The 21,942-nt window shown below is 61.6% G+C and carries 18 protein-coding genes; 10 read left to right on the top strand and 8 right to left on the bottom strand.

Annotated features, from left to right (window positions below; translation table 11 throughout):
- Positions 1-32 precede the first annotated feature (32 nt).
- The 5 genes from mnmG (at position 33) to pepN (ending at position 7,057) form a co-directional block, all read left to right on the top strand.
- Positions 33-1,883 (top strand): tRNA uridine-5-carboxymethylaminomethyl(34) synthesis enzyme MnmG, encoded by a 1,851-nt coding sequence (gene mnmG, locus AC6JBC_RS01080; RefSeq protein WP_498024902.1) that lies wholly within the window; start codon positions 33-35, stop codon positions 1,881-1,883.
- Positions 1,880-2,521: a 16S rRNA (guanine(527)-N(7))-methyltransferase RsmG gene (gene rsmG, locus AC6JBC_RS01075; RefSeq protein ID WP_498024900.1), complete on the top strand. Its 642-nt coding sequence runs from the start codon at positions 1,880-1,882 to the stop codon at positions 2,519-2,521. Before mnmG ends, rsmG begins: the two co-directional genes overlap by 4 nt.
- Complete coding sequence (locus AC6JBC_RS01070; protein ID WP_464787738.1) at positions 2,518-3,300, top strand: ParA family protein; 783 nt, start codon at positions 2,518-2,520, stop codon at positions 3,298-3,300. The genes rsmG and AC6JBC_RS01070 overlap by 4 nt, the downstream gene beginning before the upstream one ends.
- Positions 3,297-4,223 (top strand): ParB/RepB/Spo0J family partition protein, encoded by a 927-nt coding sequence (locus AC6JBC_RS01065; protein WP_464787737.1) that lies wholly within the window; start codon positions 3,297-3,299, stop codon positions 4,221-4,223. The genes AC6JBC_RS01070 and AC6JBC_RS01065 overlap by 4 nt, the downstream gene beginning before the upstream one ends.
- A gap of 233 nt (positions 4,224-4,456) precedes the next feature.
- Positions 4,457-7,057: an aminopeptidase N gene (gene pepN / locus AC6JBC_RS01060; protein ID WP_498024899.1), complete on the top strand. Its 2,601-nt coding sequence runs from the start codon at positions 4,457-4,459 to the stop codon at positions 7,055-7,057.
- 47 nt (positions 7,058-7,104) lie between these two features.
- Here the strand turns inward: pepN and AC6JBC_RS01055 are convergent, their stop codons facing one another.
- Genes AC6JBC_RS01055 through AC6JBC_RS01040 form a run of 4 tightly spaced genes read right to left on the bottom strand, consistent with a single transcriptional unit; the run spans position 7,105 to position 10,679 of the window.
- Positions 7,105-7,719, bottom strand: a complete 615-nt coding sequence (locus tag AC6JBC_RS01055) for an ABC-type transport auxiliary lipoprotein family protein (RefSeq protein ID WP_464787735.1) — start codon at positions 7,717-7,719, stop codon at positions 7,105-7,107.
- A gap of 11 nt (positions 7,720-7,730) precedes the next feature.
- A complete protein-coding gene (locus AC6JBC_RS01050) occupies positions 7,731-8,693 on the bottom strand; it encodes an MlaD family protein (protein ID WP_449474499.1) in 963 nt (320 codons plus the stop codon).
- Between the two features lie 4 nt (positions 8,694-8,697).
- Positions 8,698-9,570 carry an ABC transporter ATP-binding protein gene (locus AC6JBC_RS01045; RefSeq protein ID WP_196224883.1) on the bottom strand — a complete coding sequence of 291 codons (873 nt, stop codon included), beginning with the start codon at positions 9,568-9,570 and terminating at the stop codon, positions 8,698-8,700.
- Positions 9,570-10,679, bottom strand: coding sequence for an MlaE family lipid ABC transporter permease subunit (locus AC6JBC_RS01040; protein ID WP_460988132.1), 1,110 nt, complete (start codon positions 10,677-10,679; stop codon positions 9,570-9,572). Before AC6JBC_RS01040 ends, AC6JBC_RS01045 begins: the two co-directional genes overlap by 1 nt.
- A 98-nt stretch (positions 10,680-10,777) precedes the next feature.
- Here AC6JBC_RS01040 and AC6JBC_RS01035 point away from each other — a divergent pair, with 98 nt between their 5' ends.
- Complete coding sequence (locus tag AC6JBC_RS01035) at positions 10,778-11,452, top strand: HAD family hydrolase (RefSeq protein ID WP_464801849.1); 675 nt, start codon at positions 10,778-10,780, stop codon at positions 11,450-11,452.
- A gap of 6 nt (positions 11,453-11,458) precedes the next feature.
- On the opposite strand, the gene AC6JBC_RS01030 is transcribed toward AC6JBC_RS01035, so the two are convergent.
- Positions 11,459-12,397, bottom strand: coding sequence for a 2-hydroxyacid dehydrogenase (locus AC6JBC_RS01030; RefSeq protein ID WP_498024896.1), 939 nt, complete (start codon positions 12,395-12,397; stop codon positions 11,459-11,461).
- Positions 12,394-13,719 carry a cystathionine gamma-synthase family protein gene (locus AC6JBC_RS01025; protein ID WP_498024895.1) on the bottom strand — a complete coding sequence of 442 codons (1,326 nt, stop codon included), beginning with the start codon at positions 13,717-13,719 and terminating at the stop codon, positions 12,394-12,396. Before AC6JBC_RS01025 ends, AC6JBC_RS01030 begins: the two co-directional genes overlap by 4 nt.
- 161 nt (positions 13,720-13,880) lie before the next feature.
- On the opposite strand from AC6JBC_RS01025, the gene AC6JBC_RS01020 reads away from it, so the two are divergent.
- Complete coding sequence (locus AC6JBC_RS01020; RefSeq protein ID WP_498024894.1) at positions 13,881-16,292, top strand: ligase-associated DNA damage response DEXH box helicase; 2,412 nt, start codon at positions 13,881-13,883, stop codon at positions 16,290-16,292.
- Here AC6JBC_RS01020 and AC6JBC_RS01015 read toward each other — a convergent pair.
- Entirely contained in the window at positions 16,289-16,780 is a 492-nt protein-coding gene (locus AC6JBC_RS01015; RefSeq protein WP_498024893.1) for a membrane-like protein, read from the bottom strand. The genes AC6JBC_RS01020 and AC6JBC_RS01015 overlap by 4 nt on opposite strands.
- Positions 16,781-17,029: 249 nt before the next feature.
- On the opposite strand from AC6JBC_RS01015, the gene AC6JBC_RS01010 reads away from it, so the two are divergent.
- The 3 genes from AC6JBC_RS01010 to AC6JBC_RS01000 all read left to right on the top strand — a co-directional run bounded on the left by AC6JBC_RS01010 (position 17,030) and on the right by AC6JBC_RS01000 (position 19,336).
- Positions 17,030-17,485, top strand: a complete 456-nt coding sequence (locus tag AC6JBC_RS01010; protein WP_498024892.1) for a TadE/TadG family type IV pilus assembly protein — start codon at positions 17,030-17,032, stop codon at positions 17,483-17,485.
- On the top strand, positions 17,482-17,889 hold the full coding sequence (locus tag AC6JBC_RS01005) for a TadE/TadG family type IV pilus assembly protein (protein ID WP_449474491.1): 408 nt from the start codon (positions 17,482-17,484) through the stop codon (positions 17,887-17,889). Before AC6JBC_RS01010 ends, AC6JBC_RS01005 begins: the two co-directional genes overlap by 4 nt.
- A gap of 136 nt (positions 17,890-18,025) precedes the next feature.
- Positions 18,026-19,336, top strand: a complete 1,311-nt coding sequence (locus tag AC6JBC_RS01000; RefSeq protein ID WP_498024891.1) for a pilus assembly protein TadG-related protein — start codon at positions 18,026-18,028, stop codon at positions 19,334-19,336.
- 33 nt (positions 19,337-19,369) lie between these two features.
- Here AC6JBC_RS01000 and gyrB read toward each other — a convergent pair whose 3' ends face one another.
- Positions 19,370-21,877, bottom strand: coding sequence for a DNA topoisomerase (ATP-hydrolyzing) subunit B (gyrB, locus tag AC6JBC_RS00995; protein ID WP_498024890.1), 2,508 nt, complete (start codon positions 21,875-21,877; stop codon positions 19,370-19,372).
- Positions 21,878-21,942: the final 65 nt, after the last annotated feature.

Below are 21,942 nucleotides of genomic sequence, written 5' to 3'. Positions count from 1 at the left end.
CGCGAGGCCCCAATTCTGATAAGGGCGCCGACATGCAGACAGCTTTTGACGTGATCGTGGTTGGCGGCGGCCATGCCGGATGTGAGGCAGCGGCAGCGGCTGCTCGCAAGGGTACGCGGGTCGCGCTGCTCACTTTCGAAAAGGCAACGGTGGGAGCAATGTCATGCAACCCGGCGATCGGCGGGTTGGGCAAAGGCCATCTGGTGCGCGAGGTTGATGCGCTGGATGGCTTGATAGCGCGTGCCGCCGACGCTGCTGCGATACATTACCGGATGTTGAACAGCAGCAAAGGTGCGGCCGTTCAGGGGCCGCGCGTGCAGGCCGATCGATCCCATTATCGGGCCGCCATTCACCGCATGATCGACGCGCAGCGCGGGATCGAAATCATCGAGGGGGAGGCTGCGGCGCTGCTGCTGAAGAATGGCGCGGTAGAAGGGCTGGAACTGGCAGACGGACACCGCTTATCCGCGCCAGCCATCGTGTTGGCAACGGGCACGTTTCTGGGCGGTAAATTGTTCCGAGGCGAGGAAATCTTAACAGGCGGGCGAACCGGGGAACAGGCGGCAACGGCACTGGGTGTCCAGCTTCGTGGTTTGGGCCTGCCAATCGCGCGGCTGAAGACCGGAACCCCGCCGAGGCTGGATGGGCGATCGATAAATTGGGGGGGGCTGGAAGAGCAGCCATCTGACGATGGCGATTGGACCATGTCAGCCATCTCCGCAGGACGGCAGCTTCCGCAGTTGAGTTGTGCGATCACGCGTACCAATGAGGCAACCCACGCGATCATCCGTGGAGGGCTGGGGCGCTCGCCGTTGTTTAGCGGAGCGATCGAGGGGCGCGGCCCTCGATACTGTCCTTCGATCGAGGACAAGGTGATCCGCTTCGGTGATCGCGATGGGCATCAGATTTTTCTGGAGCCGGAAGGGCTGGGAAGCCATCTGGTTTATCCCAATGGCATCAGCACCTCTCTGCCGACCGATGTGCAGGAGCAGATGGTCAGGTCGATGGCGGGGCTGGAACGCGCCGAGATCGTAGTGCCCGGCTATGCGGTGGAATATGATCATATCGATCCGCGTGCGCTGGACCACAGTCTGGAGATGCGAGACGTCCCCGGCCTGTTTTGTGCGGGGCAGATAAATGGCACCACGGGATATGAGGAGGCAGCGGCGCAAGGGCTGGTTGCCGGTGTGAATGCGGCGGCGCGGGCCAAGGGGGATGCGCCGATGATACTCGATCGGGCGAGCAGCTATATCGGTGTCATGGTCGATGACTTGGTGCTGCAAGGCGTGACTGAGCCGTACCGCATGCTGACCGCGCGGGCGGAGTATCGGTTGCGGCTGCGGGCGGACAACGCGGGAAGCAGGCTGGAAGAAGTTGGCCGGGTGCATGGTATATTGGGCGAGAAGCGGCTGGCTCATTATGATCGGCGGGCTTCGCAGCGCGCCAGTGTGGATAAGGAGTTGGGGCAGCAGTTGAGCGCTACTCAGCTTGCACGCGCCGGTGCGAATGTTCGACAGGATGGCTCGCGGCGAACCCTGTTTGAATGGGCGCGGTTTCCGGAGGTCCAGCGGGAATTGCTGTTCGCTCTGGCGCCGTCGCTCACATCAGTAGACGGGAGTCTGCGGGACGAAATTCTGGAGGACGCTCATTACGCCCCTTATCTCGAACGCCAGGCGACAGAGATTGCTGCCTTGCGCCGCGACGAGCGGGTGTCGATCCCGGCTGACTTTGATTTTGGGACAATTGGTGGACTGTCGAGCGAGATGATCGAAAGGCTTGATAAGGCTCGACCCGATACGTTGGCGGCGGCGGGCCGTATTCGGGGCATCACTCCGGCAGCCTTGGCGGCGTTGCTGGTACATGTTCGGCGTCAAGCCGCATGACGGAGGATGAAGCGAAGCTATGGCTGGAGCAGCATTTCCCCGTTTCACGTGAAACATGGGAGAAGCTGGACAGCTATGTTGAGATGCTGCTGTCCGCGATGGATCAGCAGAATTTGATTGCAGAGTCCACGCGTGATCATGTCTGGGCGAGGCATATCGCGGACTCGGCTCAGCTTCTCACATTGGCCAACAGTGCGAGTGATGGTCTTTGGGTTGACCTCGGATCGGGAGCAGGTTTGCCCGCTATCGTGATCGCTATTTTGAGCGACCGACCTGTGCTGATGATAGAATCCCGGCGTAAGAGAATAGATTTCCTGAATGGGGTGATCGACAGGATCGGCATCAAGAATGCCCAAGTTCACGGCGGACGGGTGGAAGGTGCTTCCTCAGAGGTAGCGGCGGTAATCAGTGCGCGCGCCTATGCGCCATTGGAGCGCCTCTTCCCATCGGCGCTCCACTTGTCCGATAAACGAACCCTTTGGGTGTTGCCAAAGGGGCGTAATGCGCAGAATGAACTGGAGGCGGCGCGATCCTCGTGGCAAGGTGTGTTTCACGTGGAACGCAGCATCACCGACCCGGAAAGCGCAATCATTATAGCGCAGTCGGTAGCGCCGAGGGGCAAGAAAGGTCGCAAATGATCCGTATCGCCATTGCGAATCAAAAGGGTGGGGTGGGGAAGACCACAACTGCGATTAACTTGGCAACCGGGCTCGCCGCTACTGGCCTGAGGGTGTTGTTGATCGACCTTGATCCCCAGGGAAATGCTTCCACAGGATTGGGGGTCCATCAATCCGATCGCACCTGGTCAAGCTACGACTTGCTCGTCGGGAATTGCGGCATTGAGGATGCGATACTTCCGACGCGTGTGCCGAAACTCGACATCATCGCGGCGACGCAGGATTTGTCAGGGGCCGAGATCGAGCTGATCGAATATGAGGAACGGACCCACCGACTGGAGCGGGTGCTGAGTGAAGCGCAGGCGGGCAGGTGGGATATCTGCCTCATCGATTGTCCACCTTCGCTCGGCCTTCTGACCATCAATGCGATGGTCGCTGCCCAATCGCTGCTCGTTCCGCTTCAGTGTGAATTCTTCGCGCTGGAAGGCCTGTCTCAGCTGTTGCAGACGGTCGAGCGCATTCGCGGCCGTTTCAATCCGGGTCTTTCGATCATGGGGGTGGCGCTCACCATGTATGACCGGCGTAATCGCCTTACCGATCAAGTCGCGGATGATGTGCGGGCATGTCTGGGCGATTTGGTGTTCTCAACGGTTATTCCGCGGAATGTCCGGCTTTCGGAAGCACCAAGCCATGGCGTTCCGGCGCTCATCTACGACTTCCGCTGTTCTGGTTCGGAGGCCTATATGCGCCTCGCCCGTGAACTGATTTCGCGTCTGCCCCCACAGGAGGTTGCGGCTTGAGCAACGAGAATGATGAAAAGCTTAAGGTCATTAAGCGTCCTCATGGACTGGGACGGGGCCTTTCGGCTTTATTGGGCGACGTAACGAGAGAAGAGCCGGTCGCACCACAGGCGGTTTCCGCTTCGACCAAGGCTATCCAGAGCATCGAAGTCGCGCTGATTCAGCCGCATCCGGAGCAACCCCGCCGTCATTTTGACGAAGGTGCCTTGGCCGAGTTGGCGGATAGCATTGGCAAGCGCGGCGTGATTCAGCCCATCATCGTGCGCCCCCATGGCGGCGGCTTTCAAATCGTTGCGGGGGAGCGACGCTGGCGGGCGGCGCAGCGCGCGCAATTGCACCGTATTCCGGCGATCGTCCGCGATTTTGACGAAGCCGAAACGCTGGAAATCGCGCTGGTCGAGAATATCCAGCGCGAAGACCTAAACCCGATCGAAGAAGCGGAAGCCTATCGCAAGTTGATCGCGGACTTCAATCACAGCCAGGAAGCGCTGGGGCGGATCGTTGGGAAATCGCGCAGCCACATCGCCAATCTTATCCGGCTGCTCGATCTTCCGGCCTCTGTGCAGCAACAGGTCGTTGAGCAGAAGCTGTCCATGGGCCACGCCCGAGCGCTGATCGGCGCGCCGGATTGTGAGACGCTGGCGAAGACCATTGAAGCCAAGGGCCTGTCGGTGCGCGATACCGAAGACCTGGTGCGCCGCTCGAAAAAGGGGGAAGGGGCGGCGCCCCGAGGCCGGACTCCGTCGGGGATGGTCAGCAAAGACCCCGATATTGCGGCGCTCGAACAGCATCTTGCCGATATTCTGGGCGTCAAAGTGGACATTGGACATGGGGAGGGTGCGGGCGGCACGCTGTCGTTGCGCTATTCGACCCTCGACCAGCTTGACATGCTGTGCCAGCGTCTGTCCGGCGAGCGCATCTGAAAAGGCAAGCGCGGCATGATCCGCCGCGCGCCACTGGCATCTGACGAGGGGCCTTGCCCAGAGCATGACCCGATCGAAACTGCATGGGATCATGCTCTATTTTGTTGCGGCGCTGTCTAAGTCAGCGGGCGCCGCCGCCCTGCCTTGAAAATGGTCGATTTAACTCTTGTTTTCCGCATTTTCCGGGCCAGCGGGTGATACCACCTGCCTGGAAAATGCTCTAGATTGCCGCAATGGCTGACATTCAATCCGCAAATGCTTCCGCGCCCATTGTCGTTCAACGTCAGGACTATAGGCCGCCCGACTGGCTCATCCCCGAGATTGAGCTGGACTTCCTTTTGGACCCCGCGCGCACGACGGTAAGGGCAAGGCTGAGCGTCAGCCGCAATGGTGCGCATGATCGCGCGCTGAGGCTGGACGGAGATGAACTAACGCCCGTCGAGGTAAAGGTGGACGGCCGCGCCCTAGGCTCGGGCGAGTGGAAGATGGATGGCGGCGCCTTGATTATCCTGCTTTCGGGCGAGGTTCATCAGGTGGAAACGCTGGTGGAGCTTGCTCCTGAGCATAACAGCAAGCTGATGGGTCTTTATGCCAGCGGCGGGTTGCTTTGCACCCAATGCGAAGCGGAAGGGTTTCGTCGGATCACCTTCTTTCCGGATCGACCGGACATCCTGTCACGCTATTCCGTCCGTATGGAAGCGGACAAGGGATGCTATCCAATCCTGCTTTCCAATGGCGACCCGGTCGAGCAGGGGGAACTTTCCGGCGGGCGGCATTGGGCACGATGGACCGATCCGTACCCCAAACCCTGCTATCTCTTCGCGCTCGTGGCGGGGGACCTTGCCTGCAACAGCGACAGTTTCGTGACGATGAGCGGGCGCGAGCTGAAGCTGGGCATCTGGGTGAAGGAAGCCGACCTGACGCGCACGGGCCATGCCATGCAGGCGTTGAAGAACAGCATGGCCTGGGATGAGCGCGTCTATGGCCGCGAATATGATCTGGACGTCTTCAACATCGTCGCCGTGGCGGACTTCAACTTCGGGGCGATGGAGAATAAGGGCCTTAACATATTCAATTCGCGCTACATTCTGGCCGATCCCGAGACTGCGACGGATGCCGACTATGACGGCGTCGAAGGCGTGGTGGCGCATGAATATTTCCACAACTGGTCTGGAAATCGCGTCACTTGCCGGGACTGGTTCCAGCTCTCGTTGAAGGAAGGGTTCACCGTCTTTCGCGATCAGAACTTCTCGGCCGATATGGGTAGCGAGGCGGTCAAGCGCATTGAGGATGTGCGGGTGCTGCGTGCGGCGCAGTTTCAGGAAGATGCAGGCCCGCTAGCCCATCCGGTCAGGCCGGAATCCTATATGGAAATCAGTAACTTCTATACGGCGACCATCTACAACAAGGGCGCTGAACTGATCAGGATGATCGCGCTGATGCTGGGGCCGGACCGCTTCCGCGCCGCGACCGACCTTTATTTTAAGCGGCACGATGGCGAGGCGGCGACTTGCGAGGATTTCGTCCGGGCGATGGAAGAGGGGGGTGGGGTGGACCTTACCCAGTTCCGCCGCTGGTATGAGCAGGCCGGAACGCCGCATGTCCGGGCCAGCCTGACGCATGATCCCGTCACCCAGACCGCTGAGCTGCTGTTGGAGCAGAACACGCCGCCGACACCGGGCCAGCCGGAAAAGCTTCCGTTCGCCCTGCCGCTTCGTACAGCCTTGTTCGATCGCGGCAGTGGCGGAAGTGCGGGCGAGATGCTGTTGATGCTGACACAGAAGCAGCAGCGCTTCACCTTCAAGGGCTTTGCTGTTGCGCCGATTCTGTCCATCAATCGTGGCTTCTCAGCGCCGGTGATCGTTGAAACAGATAGGAGTCAGGCCGATCTGGCTTTCCTGTCCGCGCATGATGATGATCCCTTCGCCCGCTATGAAGCGATGCAGCAGTTGATGGTGAATGCCTTGGTCGGCCATGTGGCCGGGCAGGCGCTGGACGCAGCTGCAATCATCACGGCGATCCGGGATACCGTGACCGACCCGCATCTTGATGGGGCATTCATTGCGGAAGCCATTCGCCTGCCGAGCGAAGCCTATCTAGGCGATCAGATGGCGCAGGTCGATCCGGATGCCATCCATGAGGCTCGCGATGCGTTGCAACGCCGGGTCGGCCGCGAGTTGGAGCCCCTCTGGCGCGACGTGCACGCGCGAAATAGGGCGAACGGCTTTTCGCTTTCTCCTGCAGCCAAGGGCGCGCGCAAGCTGCGTAACGGCGCCCTGGTCTATCTGGCGGCTTCAGGCGCGGCGGACGGGGCGGCGTTGGCCTTTTCCCAATTTGACGAAGCCGATAACATGACGGAGCGGCAATCGGCTCTTGCGACCCTTGCCAACGGTCGCAGTGACGAGCGGGAGGCGGCGCTCGACATCTTCTATAACCGCTATCGGGATGATCCGCTGACGCTGGACAAATGGTTCCAGACGCAGGCTTTTGCTTCCCACCCTGATACCGTCGATCTGGTGGAGGAACTGGGGCGGCACCCCGATTTCACGCTGGCCAATCCAAACCGGGTCCGCTCCCTTTTTGGTGCGTTCGCCGGAAACCAATGGGCGTTCCATCATAGGTCGGGCAAGGGCTATCGACTTGTGGCCGACTGCATCATTGCGCTCGACAAGCTCAATCCGCAGACCGCCGCGCGGCTGGTTCCGCCACTGGGGCGGTGGCGGCGCTTCGATGAGGGAAGGGCTGGCCTGATGCGCAGCGAGTTACAGAGGATTTTGGGTCAGCCGGGCCTGTCGAAGGACGTTACCGAGCAGGCGAGCAAAAGCCTGGATTAAGGCGGCATTCGCCATGCCGATACAGGTTCGGCATGGCGTGCTGTCCCTCAGCGCCCGCTGGCCGCCACCCATGCCGCGACGTCGGCAGCGACCTTGTTCGCGGCGCTGTTGAGCGGAGCGCCGATGGTCGTCGCATCGATCTTACCGCCTATGGGGGCGCTTGCCGTGAACCGCTGGCGCGCGATCGCGGTGCCGCCGGGTCCGGCAAGGATAGCGTCATAGGTGACCACGGCGCTGTTGCTTGCTTCATCCAGGCCGAAATCGACCAAGTCACCCATCAGGCGCTGGCCCGCATCGGCCGAATATTGACCGGGATCGAGCACGATACGGTTGCTGCTAGCGGCGATGGTTTCGGACAGCAGCTTCTGAAATAGATGACGCGGCGTGTCGGCCCACTGCACCTTGGTGACATAGGCGAGCGATGTGGGCGACGTGCGCACCGGCACGCGCACCGTGTCGAGGAGCTTGGGCGCTTCGGGATCGGCGACCGTGAGGGTGGTCCCTGCGGTGGCGCTGCGGAGCGTACCGGGAGCGACCTTCTGCGCCGCGTCGAGTGACAGCAGCCGTTCGGGCGGCTTCCCGCCGAAGGAAACGCAGCCTGACAGTGCCGCGGCGAGCGCCAGCATGAGGGGAAGGGCGGCAGGTTTCTTGTGGAACGTCATCGCGGTCCCTCTCATCGCTTGTAATCGGGCAGTTTGGGCGATCCAACGATCGACCCCGCGCCCTGTTGATCGAGTTTTTCGGCAACGCCGCGGAAGGCGCGCGACATTTCGCGCAGGTCGCGCACCAGCTGATTAACTTCCGGCATGGTCTGGTTGCTGAACGCGCGCACGCCCGGCTGCGCCTCAGCAATCGTCTTGTCGAGCGTTTCGATGCTGCGGGTCGCGGACTGCACGCTCTTGCGCAAGTCAGCCATCAGCGGCTTGCCCTCGTCGGTCAGCATCGAGTCCGTGGTGGCGGCGAGCTTGCCGATCTGTTCCGCCGCTATGCCCGTGCGCTGGACCGCGATCCGCGCTTCGGCGAGCGTGGCTGCAATCTCCGGGCTGCGATCGGCGAGGGCGCCCGACACGCGCTCGACATTGGCGAGGATGCCCGCGATCGATTGCTGGTTCTTGTCGTTCAACAGTTCGGTCAGCCGCTCCGTCAGCGTCGAGAGTCGCTCCAGCAGTTGCGGCGCGTTGTTCAACAGTTCGCCAAGCGCCCCTGGCTTGGTCGGAATGACCGGGATACCGTCGGGGCAGGCGGACAGGGGATTTTCCTCGGGGCAGCCGATGGGCGGCGCGCCCTTTACGGCGCCGTCCAGCACGATCTCGCTGACGCCGGTAAAGCCCACGCCTGCGATGGTGGCGGTGGTGCCTTGAAGGACGGGCGTGCCTTCCTTCACCGAAATGCGCACCTTTACGAAGCTGGGGTCGCGTTTCCACAGCTCGATCTTTTCGACCTGTCCGGAGGGAACGCCGGAGTAATTGACGCTCGACCCCTTGGCGAGGCCATTCACCGACTGTTTGAAGAAGATGTCATATTCCATGTTGTCGCCTTCGGAGAGGCGCGAGAACCAGAAGGCGGCGACCATGATCGCCGCCAGCAGCAGCAATGTGACCGTGCCCACCAGCACATGGTTGGAGCGGGTTTCCATTATATTATCGCCTTCCGTCCGATGGCTGTGCCGCCGTCTTTTCCCGTTCGCGGGTCACGGCCGCCGTTGCGGCGCGGCCGCGAGGACCGTTGAAATATTCCTGAATCCAGGGGTGATCGGTCGCCAATAGCTCATCAATGGTGCCGACCGCGATGACCTTCCTGTCCGCCAGCACCGCCACGCGGTCGCAGATGGAATATAGCGTGTCGAGGTCATGGGTAATGAGGAAGACGGTGAGGCCGAGCGTCCGTTGAAGCTTGCGCGTCTGATCATCGAAAGCGGCAGCACCGATCGGATCGAGCCCGGCAGTCGGTTCGTCAAGAAACAGCAGATCGGGGTCGAGCGCAAGCGCGCGGGCGAGGCCCGCCCGCTTCTTCATGCCGCCCGAAAGCTCGGCGGGATATTTGGGACCAGCTTCTGCGGGGAGGCCCGTCAGCCGGATCTTGTAGGCGGCAATCTCGTCGCGCAGTTGCGGCCCGATATTGGGATAATATTCGCGGATCGGCACCTCGACATTTTCGGCCACGGTAAGGGTGGAGAAGAGGGCGCCGCCCTGGAACAGAACGCCCCAGCGCTTGCGGATGGCCAGCGCCTCGTCGTCCAGGCGGCCGATCATTGATTCGCCGAAGACGTGGATTTCGCCCTCATCGGGTGTCTGAAGGCCGATGATCGAGCGCATCAATACCGACTTGCCGGTGCCCGAGCCGCCGACGACGCCCAATATCTCGCCCTTGCGCACGTCGAGGTCGAGATTTTCATGCACGACCTGATCGCCGAAGCTATTCTTTAGACCCCGGACGGAGATGGCGATCTCGCTTTTTTCAACAGCCTTGTCGACGCGCGCCTCTTCGGCGGCGGCTTCTTCCTCCTCGGCCATCAGTTCCACCCTAGCCAAGTGAAGAAGACCGCGAAAAACGCATCGATCACGATCACCAGGAAAATCGCCTGGACAACGGCAGCGGTGGTTCGCAGCCCGACTTCCTCCGCATTACCCTTCACCTGCATTCCCTGGAAGCAGCCGGACAGCGCGATGATGATACCGAAGACAGGGGCCTTCAGCAGGCCAACCCAAAGGTCTGTGATCGGCACCACCTCTCGCAACCGTTGGATGAAGGTGATCGGCGGGATGTCGAGCGAGACGGCGCACAGGAACCCGCCGCCGATCACCGCGACGATGGAGGAATAGAAGCCGAGCAGCGGCATCATGATGACAACCGCCAGCGTCCGGGGCAGCACCAGTGCCTCCATGGGCGACACGCCGATGGTGCGCATCGCGTCCACTTCTTCGGTCAGCTTCATGGTGCCGAGCTGCGCCGCGAAGGCCGAGCCGGATCGGCCCGCGACCATGATTGCGGTCATCAGCACACCCAGTTCGCGGAAGGTCAGGCGGCCGACGAGGTTGATCGTCAACATCTCCATGCCGAACTGGCGCAACTGCACCGATCCCTGTTGGGCGATGACGATCCCGATCAGGAAGCTCATGAGGCCGATGATGCCGAGCGCGGAGACGCCGACAACCTCGAACCGCTGCACGACGGCGTTGACGCGGAATTTGCTGGGATGCCGGATAACGTTCCAGCTCGCCACCAAGGTCGCGCCGAAAAAGCCGAGGAGGCCGAGAAGCGTGGTGAAGGAGTTGACCACCGCTTCGCCGATCTGGCCGACCACGCGCTGCAACGGGGGAACATAGTCGGGCCTGATGTTGACCGGCTCGTCCAGCTTGCCCACGGCCTCGATCAGGCGTCGCGCATCTTCATTGCTGCCGGTAAGCTCGCAACTCAGCCTTTTCGCGGTACGGTGGACGGTCCAGGCGCCGATCGTGTCCATATGGTCGATGCCGGACAGGTCGATGGCAGCGACCGGACCCGCCACCGCGTCGAGGCGGGCGGGCAGATCGCCCAGGCAGGCAATGGAAAAATGCCCGAGAAGTCGAATGACAGCACCGCCATCGCGCGTTTCTTCGGCAAGATCGGCGGCTTTGTTCATCAAGGCGGTTTAGTGGTCCATTATCGGTTGCACGGCAAGCCGAAACGGCCCATCCGCACGGTAGAACGATAGCAAGGCGCAAAAGTTTCGGAAACGGCATGACGCACCGTCTGGCAATATACGATATGGACCGCACGGTGACCTTTTCGGGCACCTATACTGGCTTCCTGATACATGTATCCAAGGGGCTGGCGCCATGGCGGCTGGTGCTGCTGCCCTGCGTCATCCTGTTGATGCTCGCCTATGTGATGAGGCTCATCAGTCGGCAGCGGCTGAAGGAGCTGAATCAGGCGCTGATGATCGGTTTCAATGTCGAGCGCGCCAGGCTTATGCCGCATGTCGAAAGCTATGCGGCCAAAGTCGTCGCGACCAATGTCCGCGCGGGCGCCCTCGACCAGATCGCACGGGACAGGGCTGATGGATACCGGCTGGTGCTCGCCACCGCATCCTACCGCCTTTATGTGGAACCGATCGCCCGCAGGCTGGGGTTCGACGCGGTGATCGCGACCGACCATCTGAGCCAGGACCTGCGCTATGTGCGCGCCAAGATCGCGGGCGAGAATTGCTACGACACCGGCAAGCTGAGGATGATCAAGGCGTGGATGGCGGCGGAAGCGATTGACCGCGACCATGCGCAGATCCGCGCCTATTCCGACCATGTGTCCGATGCTCCGATGCTGGAATTCGCCGACATGCCCTTCGCCTCCAATCCGCATAAGCCGCTCGCCAGGCTGGCGGCGAAGCGCGGGTGGACGCGGGTGGATTGGGCGTAGGCCGGTTCAGCGAGAAGTGACCCGGTTCGGCAGAGCTTTTCCGCCGAAAAAGGCTTCCAGATTCGACAACACCATCGCGGCCATGCGCGCGACTGCTTCCTGCGTGGCGCCGCCGATATGTGGCGTCAGGACGCAGTTGGGTACATCCTTCCAGAGGTCAGCGGGGGTAGGTTCCTGCTGGAATACATCAAGCGCCGCTCCACCCAGTCTTCCTTGGCGCAAGGCCCGTCTCAAGGCCTCTTCATCCACCAGTTGCCCGCGCGCGACATTAACGAGCAGACCGTCCGGGCCGAGTGCATCCATGACGTCGGCACTGATCATCCCGCAATTGCTGCTGTCGGCGCGGGCGGCGACCAGCAATATGTCGCTGTCCTGTGCCAGAGCCTTCAGGCTTTCGGATCGCGGCCAGGGCAAGCCGGGCTTCTCCCGCGGACCCCACCAGCCGATCTGCATCCGCATCGCTTCCGCCCGCCGGGTGACGGCCTGCCCGATATGGCCCATGCCGACGATGCCAAGCCGGGCCTGATTCATGGAACGGGTAAGCCTGTCTGACTCGGCTGTCCAAAGGCCCGCGCGCAGTCGTCGGTGGCCTTCGACGATCGCGCGGCGATGCGCTAGCATCAGGCCGATGGCATGGTCAGCGACGTCCTCCGCATTGGCATCAGCGCCATGCGTGACCGCTATGCCGCGCCTCTCCGCTTCCTCCAGATCGATGCCGTCATAGCCGACGGTGAAGCAGGCGATGAGGCCGAGCTGTGGCATCGCGTCGAGCAAAGCAACGGAAAGTGGAAATTCGCCAGCCCAGACTATGGCCTTGGCATCGGCTCGCCGCTGGGCACCTTCATCTTCCCACAGCGGCCGCGCGTCATAGAAGGGTGAAAGGATTTTCAGCAACGGCGCCAGCAGTGGCTGTCCAACCAGGACGACAGGGCGACTGCCGCTCATCCAACGGCCTGCAGCGCCTGTGCGAAGTCTGCGATCAGGTCGTCGGCATCCTCGCAGCCGATCGAGATGCGCACCATATTGTCGGTGATCGCCAGAGCTTTCTTGCGATCGGCGGGCACGGACAGGTGCGTCATAGCCGCCGGGTGGCTGGCGAGCGTCTCCGTGCCGCCAAGGCTGACGGCCAGCTTGGCGATCTTCAGCGCATCGAGGAAGGCGAAAGCCTCAGCCTCACCACCCTTCAGATAAAGCGAGAAGGTCGATCCCGCGCCCGTGCAGTGGCGGTGGTAGATATCGGCCTGGCGATCCGTTTCGGGGAAGCCGAGATAGACGACCTTCTCAACCTGCGGCTGGTCTTTCAGCCAGGTGCAGACCTTCGCCGCATTTTCGCCAGCCCGGCTCATCCGCAACTCCAGCGTTTCGAGACTGCGCAGGAGCATCCAGGCACTGTGCGGGTCGAGGATCGTGCCGATCGTATTGCGCATCAGCCGGATGGTGTTGATGAGGTCCTTTGGCCCCAGAACCCCGCCCGCGACAAGGTCGCTATGGCCGCCCGCATATTTGGTGAGGCTGTAGATGACGAGGTCCGCGCCATGGGCGAGTGGATGATGCCAGAGCGGGCCGAGGAAGGTGTTATCGATCGCGACCGGGGGCAAATGCGCCTCTCCAGCGAAGAGATGGTCGCGGCGGGCCACGACCGCTTCGACATCGACGAGCACGTTGGTGGGGTTGGCCGGGCTCTCCAGATAGATGAGGGCGACGCGGCCGAGCGACTTTGCCCGTTCGATGACGGCGCTGATTTCCTCCTCCGTCGAACCGGCGGGGAAATCGAGCCATTGCACGCCGAACTTGCCGAGAATGCGGCCGATCAGAGATTCGGTGGCAGCATAAAGCGGCGCGGAATGGACGATGACATCGCCGGGCTGGACGAGGGCGAGCAGCGTGGTCGCGATCGCCGACATGCCGCTGGAAAACAGCAGGGCGTCTTCCGCTTCTTCCCACACGGCCAGTCGGTCTTCGGCGATTTCCTGATTGGGACCGTTGAAGCGGGAGTAGACCAAACCCTCCGCGCCGCCCGGCCTGATCCCGGTGACGCCTTCGAAGTGCCGCTTGCCTGCGGCGGCGCTTTCAAAGGCGAAGGTCGATGTCAGGAAGATCGGAGGCTTGAGCGATCCTTCCGACAGCATCGGGTCGTAGCCATGGCCCATCATCAGCGTCGCGGGCTTTAGTTTGCGTCCGCCGATCTCCATGATGGCTGGCTTGGCACGGCGGCGCTTGCGCGGGGGCTCAGCCCCGGAAAGGTCGGCCTCTGTCTCGCCGGTCATCGCTGTTTCTCCTGCGTTTGCGGCCTTTGCCGCCTCTTATGGTGCCAGGAGTGTAACGCCTTTCGAAGGGAAAGAGACCAGCCATTCCGGCAATTATGTTATCGCCATGACATCGCGCCGGGATCGTGACAGGGCCTGCGCGCGTTCCTACATCTATCGATATGGACCAACGCCTTCCCGAACCGCTGGAGCAATGGTTCACCGCGCGCGGGTGGTCGCCGCGCAGCCATCAGATCGACATGCTGGCAGCCGCACGGGCAGGGGATCATGCCCTGCTCGTCGCGCCGACGGGCGCGGGGAAGACATTGGCGGGATTCCTGCCGACCCTTGCCGATCTGATCGAAGAACCGGCCGAGGGTCTCCATACCCTCTATGTGTCGCCGCTGAAGGCGCTGGCGGTCGATGTGCGCCGCAATCTGCTCACCCCGATCGAGGAGATGGACCTGCCGATCCGGGTTGAGACGCGCACGGGCGACACGCCTTCGAATCGCAAGGCGCGGCAGCGGGCGCGGCCGCCTCAGATACTGCTGACCACGCCCGAATCGCTATCGCTGCTGCTCAGCTATCCCGACAGTTTCCTGATGTTCGCGCAGTTGAGGACGGTGATCATCGATGAGGTTCATGCCTTCGCCACCCAGAAGCGCGGCGATCTGCTCAGCCTGTCTCTGGCGCGTTTGCAGAGGATCAACCCCGGACTGCGTCGCGTCGCGCTATCCGCGACCGTGGCGGATGTCGACGCCTATCGCGCCTGGCTTGCGCCTGACGGCGACATCAACAGCGTGACGCCGGTCATGGGGGAGCAGGGCGCTGATCCCGAGGTCGCGATCCTGATTCCGGAGGGGCGCATCCCCTGGTCCGGCCATTCCGGTAAATATGCCGCAAAGCAGGTCATGGCCGAAATCGAGCGGCGGCAGACCACGCTGGTCTTCTGCAACACGCGTGGACTTGCGGAACTCATCTTTCAGGAGCTTTGGACCGCGAATGAGGCGAATCTTCCGATCGGCATTCATCATGGCAGCCTGTCCGTAGAGGCCCGGCGCAAGGTGGAAAATGCGATGGCCGATGGCAGGCTGCGCGCGCTCGTCGCGACCGCGAGCCTCGACCTGGGCGTCGATTGGGGCAATGTCGATTGCGTGATCCAGATGGGCGCGCCCAAGGGATCGTCCCGCCTGCTCCAGCGCATCGGCCGCGCCAACCACCGGCTGGACCAGCCGAGCGAAGCCATCATCATTCCCGGCAATCGTTTTGAATATCTTGAGGCGCGCGCCGCGCTCGACGCGGTGGAGGCAGGGGAGCGGGACGCCGACGACTTTCGCACCGGCAGCCTCGACGTTCTGGCGCAGCATGTGATGGCGCTCGCCTGCGCCGCGCCGTTTGCGGAACAGGAGTTGCTGGAGGAAATCCGATCGGCCACGCCCTATAGTGCGCTCACCGAAGAGGGCTTTGCCAACGTCCTGCACTTCATCGAGGGGGGCGGCTATGCCCTGCGCGCCTATGATCGGTTCAAGCGGCTGACCCGTGATGCGGATGGGATATGGCGCGTGTCTCATCCCCGGTTCATCCAGCAGCATCGCATGAACGCCGGGATCATCGTTGATCAGCCGGTGCTGGATGTTCGGTTTGCCAACGGCCGCAAGCTCGGGACGGTGGAGGAGGGCTTCGCCGCGACGCTGCGGCCCGGCGACAGCTTCTTCTTTTCAGGCCTGGCGCTGGAGGTGGTGCGGATGGACGTCACCGACCTGGTCGTGCGCGCGACGTCGAAGCAGGCGCGGGTCCCCGCTTGGGGTGGCACGCGGATGGCAATGTCCACCCGCCTAGCCGACCGGGTGCGGCACTTCCTGGCCGAACCGGAAGAATGGCACCGCTTCCCCGACGATGTTCGGGAGTGGCTGGAGGTGCAGAAATATCGCTCAGCCCTGCCGGAGCCGGGGCAGCTGCTGATCGAGACCTTCCCGCATGAGGGGCGGCATTATCTGATCTGCTACAGTTTTGAGGGGTGGAATGCGCATCAATCGCTTGGCATGCTGCTCACCCGCCGCATGGATGCCCAGGGTTTGATGCCGCTGGGTTTCGTGTCCAACGATTATGCGCTCGCCGTCTATGGGCTCAAACCTGTGACGGACCCGCAGAGCCTGTTTTCCGCCGACATTCTGGATCATGAATTCGTCGAATGGGTCGAACAATCGAGCTTGTTGAAGCGCGCCTTCCGGGACGTTGCGGTCATAGCTGGACTGATCGAGCGTCAGCATCCCGGCAAGCGAAAGACCGGGCGACAGGTCACTTTCTCGACCGACCTCATCTATGACGTGCTGCGCAAATATCAGCCGGATCATTTGCTGCTGAAGGCGGCCTGGGCCGATGCCCGCGCGCGCATGACCGATGTCGGGCGGCTGGGCGACCTGATCGATCGCGCTTCGGAAACGATGCTGCATATTGATCTGGACAGGGTAAGCCCGCTGGCGGTGCCGGTGCTGATCCTGATCGGCCGCGAACAGGTCGCGCAGGCGGCGGCCGAAGATGCCCTGCTGATGGAGGCCGAAGCGCTGGTGGCAGAGGCGATGCGGACGGATTAAAAGTCTTCGCGCACTCCGCCGCAGCCCTTCAACGTCCCTTCGCCAAAAGACAGCGCGACGCGATCGGCCCAATGTGCGTCGCTCATGCCGTCGTTGCATGGTCCGTCCGTCACGGTCATCGAAAATCCGTCCGCCAGATACCGCACGGCCCGGCCGTCATCTGTCCGGTTGACGGAGACATGAACGGGAGCCTTGTCCGGGCGCTCCAGCGTGGCAACCGAACCTTTGACCGTTACCGCCCAAAAGGGTTCGGTCCCCAGAGCGCGATAACGCGTTTCGTTGCTGAGAGGTGCGGTGCTTACTCTTTCCGGCGCAGGTTGCGGGGCTGGCGCGTCAGTGACATTTGCTGGTTCGTCATGATCCGCCTGCTGATTTAAAATGGGCGTCTCCGCGACTGGCGTGTCTTTCGCACGATGTTCACCCATGTCTTCCTTCCGGCCGCAACCCGCGAGCAAAAGGGCGCCTGCAACGACCAGCCATGCCTTCATATTTCCCTCGCCTCTTTACCGTTAATTAATATAGCGTCGGATATATACCGAAGAATAAACAGCATCTTAGCAGATGATTAACCACGTTGTTTAGGCAAATGAACAGCATGTGTTGAGTAGAAAATTCCCGAGCGAAGGGGATTTTCGATGCGTCCTTCTATGTTTGGCCGATTGTCGTGCAGCGAGGCGAGCGTTGATTCGCCGCGTTGTTCCAAGTCTGCCGTCGACCGGGCGTCTCTCCGGGCGTTTTTGACCAGGTTCAGGGCCGACGCATCAGGCATCGCGCTTGTTGAAACGGCGCTGGTCGCGCCATTCCTGGCCATCATCCTCATGGGCACGGTCGATGCGGCCCGTTACGGCGCGGCCAAGATGAAAATCCAACAAGCCGTCAATCGCGGTCTGGAGATGTCATGGATGGGCGGCACGGACGTTGTCGCAACCGACATTCAGGCGCAGGCGGCAGCGCAGGCGAATGTGCCGACCAGTGCCGTGACGGTCACCCAGACACTTGAGTGCGGGGGCACGGCGACCACCTGGACCACCAATGCCAATCCCTGCGCCTCCGGCGAAACCGCTCGCTACACGCAGATTCAGATTTCAACGACCTTCACGCCATCCTTTGCGCTGGGGTCGCTGGCGAAGATGCTGGCCAACTCGAATGGCGTCGTGCCGATTTCCGCGACGGGGGTTCTGAGAATCCAATGACACGGCTTTTTCGCCTTCTCCATCAGCTTGCGTGCGATTGCCGTGGCGCCGGTGTGCTCGAATTCGCGCTGGTAGCGCCTGTCCTGCTGGGCATGCTGATCGGGATCCCGGCGCTCGGGATACTTTTCTATGCGCAGGCGGGGCTCAGGAGCACCGTTGAGGATGCGGCGCGTTATGCAACGACGTGGCCTAAGCCGAGTGAGGCCGACATACAGGCAAGAATAGCGTCGAAGCAGTTCGGGATGAACTCGGCCAACATCGTGGCGCCGACCGTTACGTTCACGACCAGTTCGAAGCCCAACTATGTCACCATAACGATGGGCTACAATGTCACCATCAACTTCCTGCTTGGAAGCAAGACGATCGCGCTGTCCGAAACGCGCAGAGCCTATGTCACGAGCTAGAGCATGATCCGATCAGACTGAATCGAATCATGCTCCATTTGTCTTTTGTTTCCGCATTTTCCGAGCCAGCAGATGATGCCATCTGCTTCGAAAATGCTCTAAAGCCGAGGAGCTGACGATGCCATTGCTCAATTGCTTGTCCCGTCTTCGCACGCTTTGGTCCGACGCGCGGGGCAATGCGCTCATGCTGACGGCGCTGGCGCTTCCCGTCATGATCGGCGCGGCGGGGCTTGGCGTCCACACCATGCAGCTTTCGCATGTGAAGCGGGAATTGCAGCGGGAGGCTGACTCCGCGGCGATGGCAGGCGCCTATTCGCTTTACCAGAGCCAGGGCAATAGCGCGGCCACGGCTCAGGCGAACAAGGCGCTGACACAGAATGCTCTTGTCCCCGGAGCCACGTCTACGATCACGCCGGGGGCTTATACTACCAGTGGTGGCACCACTTACACCTCGGCAATGTATGTCCGTTTGACCAGCACTCAGCCCACGGCCTTGATGGCCCTGCTTGGCATGTCCACGTCCACCGTGGCCGCTGAGGCCCGGGCTGCAGTCGTTTCCGATGGCAAGGTTTGTTTCCTTGCCAAGGAGAATGGCAACAACACCGGGATCACCTTTGCAGGCAACTCGACACTCGATCTGGGATGCGGTGCGGGCACCAACTCGATCAGTAGCAGTGCGGTCAACGTGAACGGCCAGCCGACCGTGAAGGTATCACCGATCGTCGCGATGGGCGGCATCCCGTCATCCACCGCCTATGCCGCTGGCACCATGCTCATGCCCAATCATGCAGCGCTGACCGATCCCTTTGCCGATATGAGCTTGGATCCTAGCACCAACGACGTTTCCAATGGGAAGTGCAAGAACGGAAGCAATTGGAATGAAATCAATGTCTCTTCGGGGACGACGGTCGATAGCAGCGGCGGAAGTCCTTATGCACCGGGTTGCTATGGAACGATCAATGTCCAAGGCACCCTGACGCTGAAGCCGGGCGTCTACTATCTGGCCAACGGAGCGAATAATGCGGGCCTGCAAGTTGGCGCTCAGGGGCATCTTACCTGCATGGGCTGTACTTTCGTGCTGACCAGCACCACGCCCAACAACGCGAACAGTTTCGCGACGATGGACATCAACGGCGGGGCGGAGGTCGATCTTTCTCAATCCACCAGCGGCACCTATAGCGGCATCACCATCTATCGGGACAGCAGGGCCGCGGCGAGCAATCAGTGTTGCAAGGTCAACGGCAATTCCAATTCGACGCTCAGTGGCGCATTCTATTTCCCGAACGATACGCTGACATTCAACGGCACATCGGGCATGTCGCTCACCTGCTTTCAGATGGTCGCGCTGCGTCTGTCCTTCAGCGGAAACGCGACGATCACGAACACGTGCGACCCCCCGGGTGGAGCGGCCAAATGGTCATTGACCGCTGTCCGGCTGATAAGTTGAAGCGGCTGGGAGAGCCGCTTCACTCTACCAGGATCAAACGTCCAGATTGGCGACGTTCAGCGCATTGTCCTGAATGAACTCGCGCCGTGGTTCGACGACATCGCCCATCAGACGGGTGAAGATCTCGTCGGCGACGTCCGCCTGCTCAACCTCGACGCGCAGCATCGAGCGGTTGTCCGGGTCCAGCGTGGTTTCCCACAGCTGCTCGGCATTCATCTCGCCAAGGCCTTTGTAACGCTGAATGGCGAGGCCCTTGCGACCCGCCGTCAGCACCGCTTCCAGCAATTCGCTGGGCCGGGTGACGACCACCGCGCCCTTGGATAGCACGGGCAGATCGTCTTCCCCCGCCTCTTCGGCAGCGGCCGCAGCCTTTGCGGTGACCAGGCGGCTGGTGGTGCGATAGCTGTCGGCTTCCTCGGCAGCGATGGAGTGCAACTTGCGCGCTTCGGCGGAGCCGATGAAGCCATGTTCGATCATGTGGTGATCGGTTACGCCGCGCCAGAGCCGCTCGAAATGGAAGCCGCCCTCTTCGGCGATGCGGCCGCTCCAGCGGCCCTCGTCATCCTGCGCGTCCATCCACTTGACGGTCGCCGTCAGCCGTTCCGCTTGGCGCTCATGGTCCAGTTCCGGGTCAAGCGCGCCGTTGATGGCCAGCGCCTCGATGATGGCGGGATTGTAGCGGCGCGGCACATAACGCATCACTGCGCGCATCCGTCGACCATGCTCGATCAGCGAACGCAGATCTTCGCCCGAACGCATGCCGCCGGTCGTTTCCAGCGCCATGGAATCGACGCCATTATCGACCAGATATTGTTCCAGCGCCGCTTCATTCTTGAGGTAGACTTCTGAACGCCCGCGCGTCGCCTTGTAAAGCGGCGGCTGGGCGATGTAGAGGTGCCCGGCCTCTATGATCTGCGGCATCTGGCGGTAGAAGAAGGTCAGCAGCAGCGTGCGAATATGCGCGCCATCGACGTCGGCGTCGGTCATGATGACGATCTTGTGGTAGCGCAGCTTTTCCAGATTAAAATCGTCGCGGATGCCGGTGCCCATCGCCTGGATGAGGGTGCCGACTTCCTTCGATGAGAGCATCCGGTCGAAGCGTGCGCGCTCGACGTTCAGGATCTTGCCCTTCAGCGGCAGGATCGCCTGATTATGCCGGTTGCGCCCCTGCTTGGCCGAACCGCCTGCCGAATCACCCTCGACCAGGAAAAGTTCGGACTTGGCGGGGTCGCGCTCCTGACAGTCGGCGAGCTTGCCGGGCAGGGAGGCGATGTCCATCACGCCCTTGCGCCGGGTCAGTTCGCGCGCCTTCTTCGCCGCCTCGCGGGCGGCGGCGGCGTCGATCACCTTCTGGATGATCATCTTGCCATGGCCCGGATTCTCTTCCAGCCATTCCGCCATCTTGTCGGCCATCAGGCTTTCCAGCGGCTGGCGGACTTCGGAACTGACCAGCTTGTCCTTGGTCTGCGACGAGAATTTGGGATCAGGCAGCTTGACCGATACAATAGCGGTCAGGCCTTCGCGCATGTCCTCGCCGGTCAGGGACACCTTCTCCTTCTTCAGCATGCCCGACTTGTCGGCATAATTATTGAGCGTGCGAGTCAGCGCCGCGCGGAAGGCAGCCAGGTGCGTGCCGCCATCACGCTGCGGGATGTTGTTCGTGAAGCAGAGGACGTTCTCATAATAAGAATCGTTCCACTCCAGAGCGACATCGATGGTCACGTCGTCGCGACTGCCCGAAATCGCGATCGGATCGGGCATCAGCGGCGTCTTGTTGCGATCAAGATATTTGACGAAGGCCGCGATGCCGCCCTCATAGAACAGTTCGACTTCCTTCTTCTCCTCATGCCGGGCATCGGCCAGAAACAGCCGTACGCCGGAGTTCAGGAAGGCCAGTTCGCGGTAGCGATGCTCCAGCTTTTCAAAGTCGAACTCGGTGTGGTTCTTGAAGGTGCCGCCGTCGCCGGGGGCCTTTTCGGTCGAGGGAAGGAAGGTGACCTTCGTGCCCTTCTTACCTGCGGGAGCGTCCCCAATGACCTTGAGCGGCGCGACGGCATCGCCATAGGCGAAGCGCATATAATGCTCCTTGCCGTCCCGCCAGATGTTGAGGTCCAGATATTCGCTGAGCGCGTTCACGACAGACACGCCCACGCCGTGCAGGCCGCCGGACACTTTGTAGGCATTGTCGTCCGATGTGTTCTCGAACTTACCGCCCGCGTGCAGCTGGGTCATGATGACCTCCGCCGCAGAGACGCCTTCTTCCTTGTGGATATCGGTAGGGATACCGCGGCCATTGTCCTCGACACTGACCGACCCATCGGGATTGAGCGTGATCAGGATGCGATCGCAATGTCCGGCCAGCGCCTCGTCGATCGCATTGTCGCTGACCTCGAACACCATATGGTGCAGACCCGAACCATCATCGGTGTCGCCGATATACATGCCGGGCCGTTTGCGCACGGCATCCAGGCCTTTCAGGACCTTGATGCTGTCGGCGCCATAGGCGTTGGCGTTGGGGGTGTTTTGACTTTCCTCGCTCATGCCCGAGCATATAGGGAAAGCCCCAAAGAAACTAAAGCGAAACATGCCTGCTTCCGCTTGAGGAT

The sequence above is a fragment of the Sphingobium sp. RC1 genome (assembly GCF_059738765.1).
Note: the sequence above shows the minus strand (reverse complement) of the source record. Positions and strands in the feature narration are given on the sequence as shown.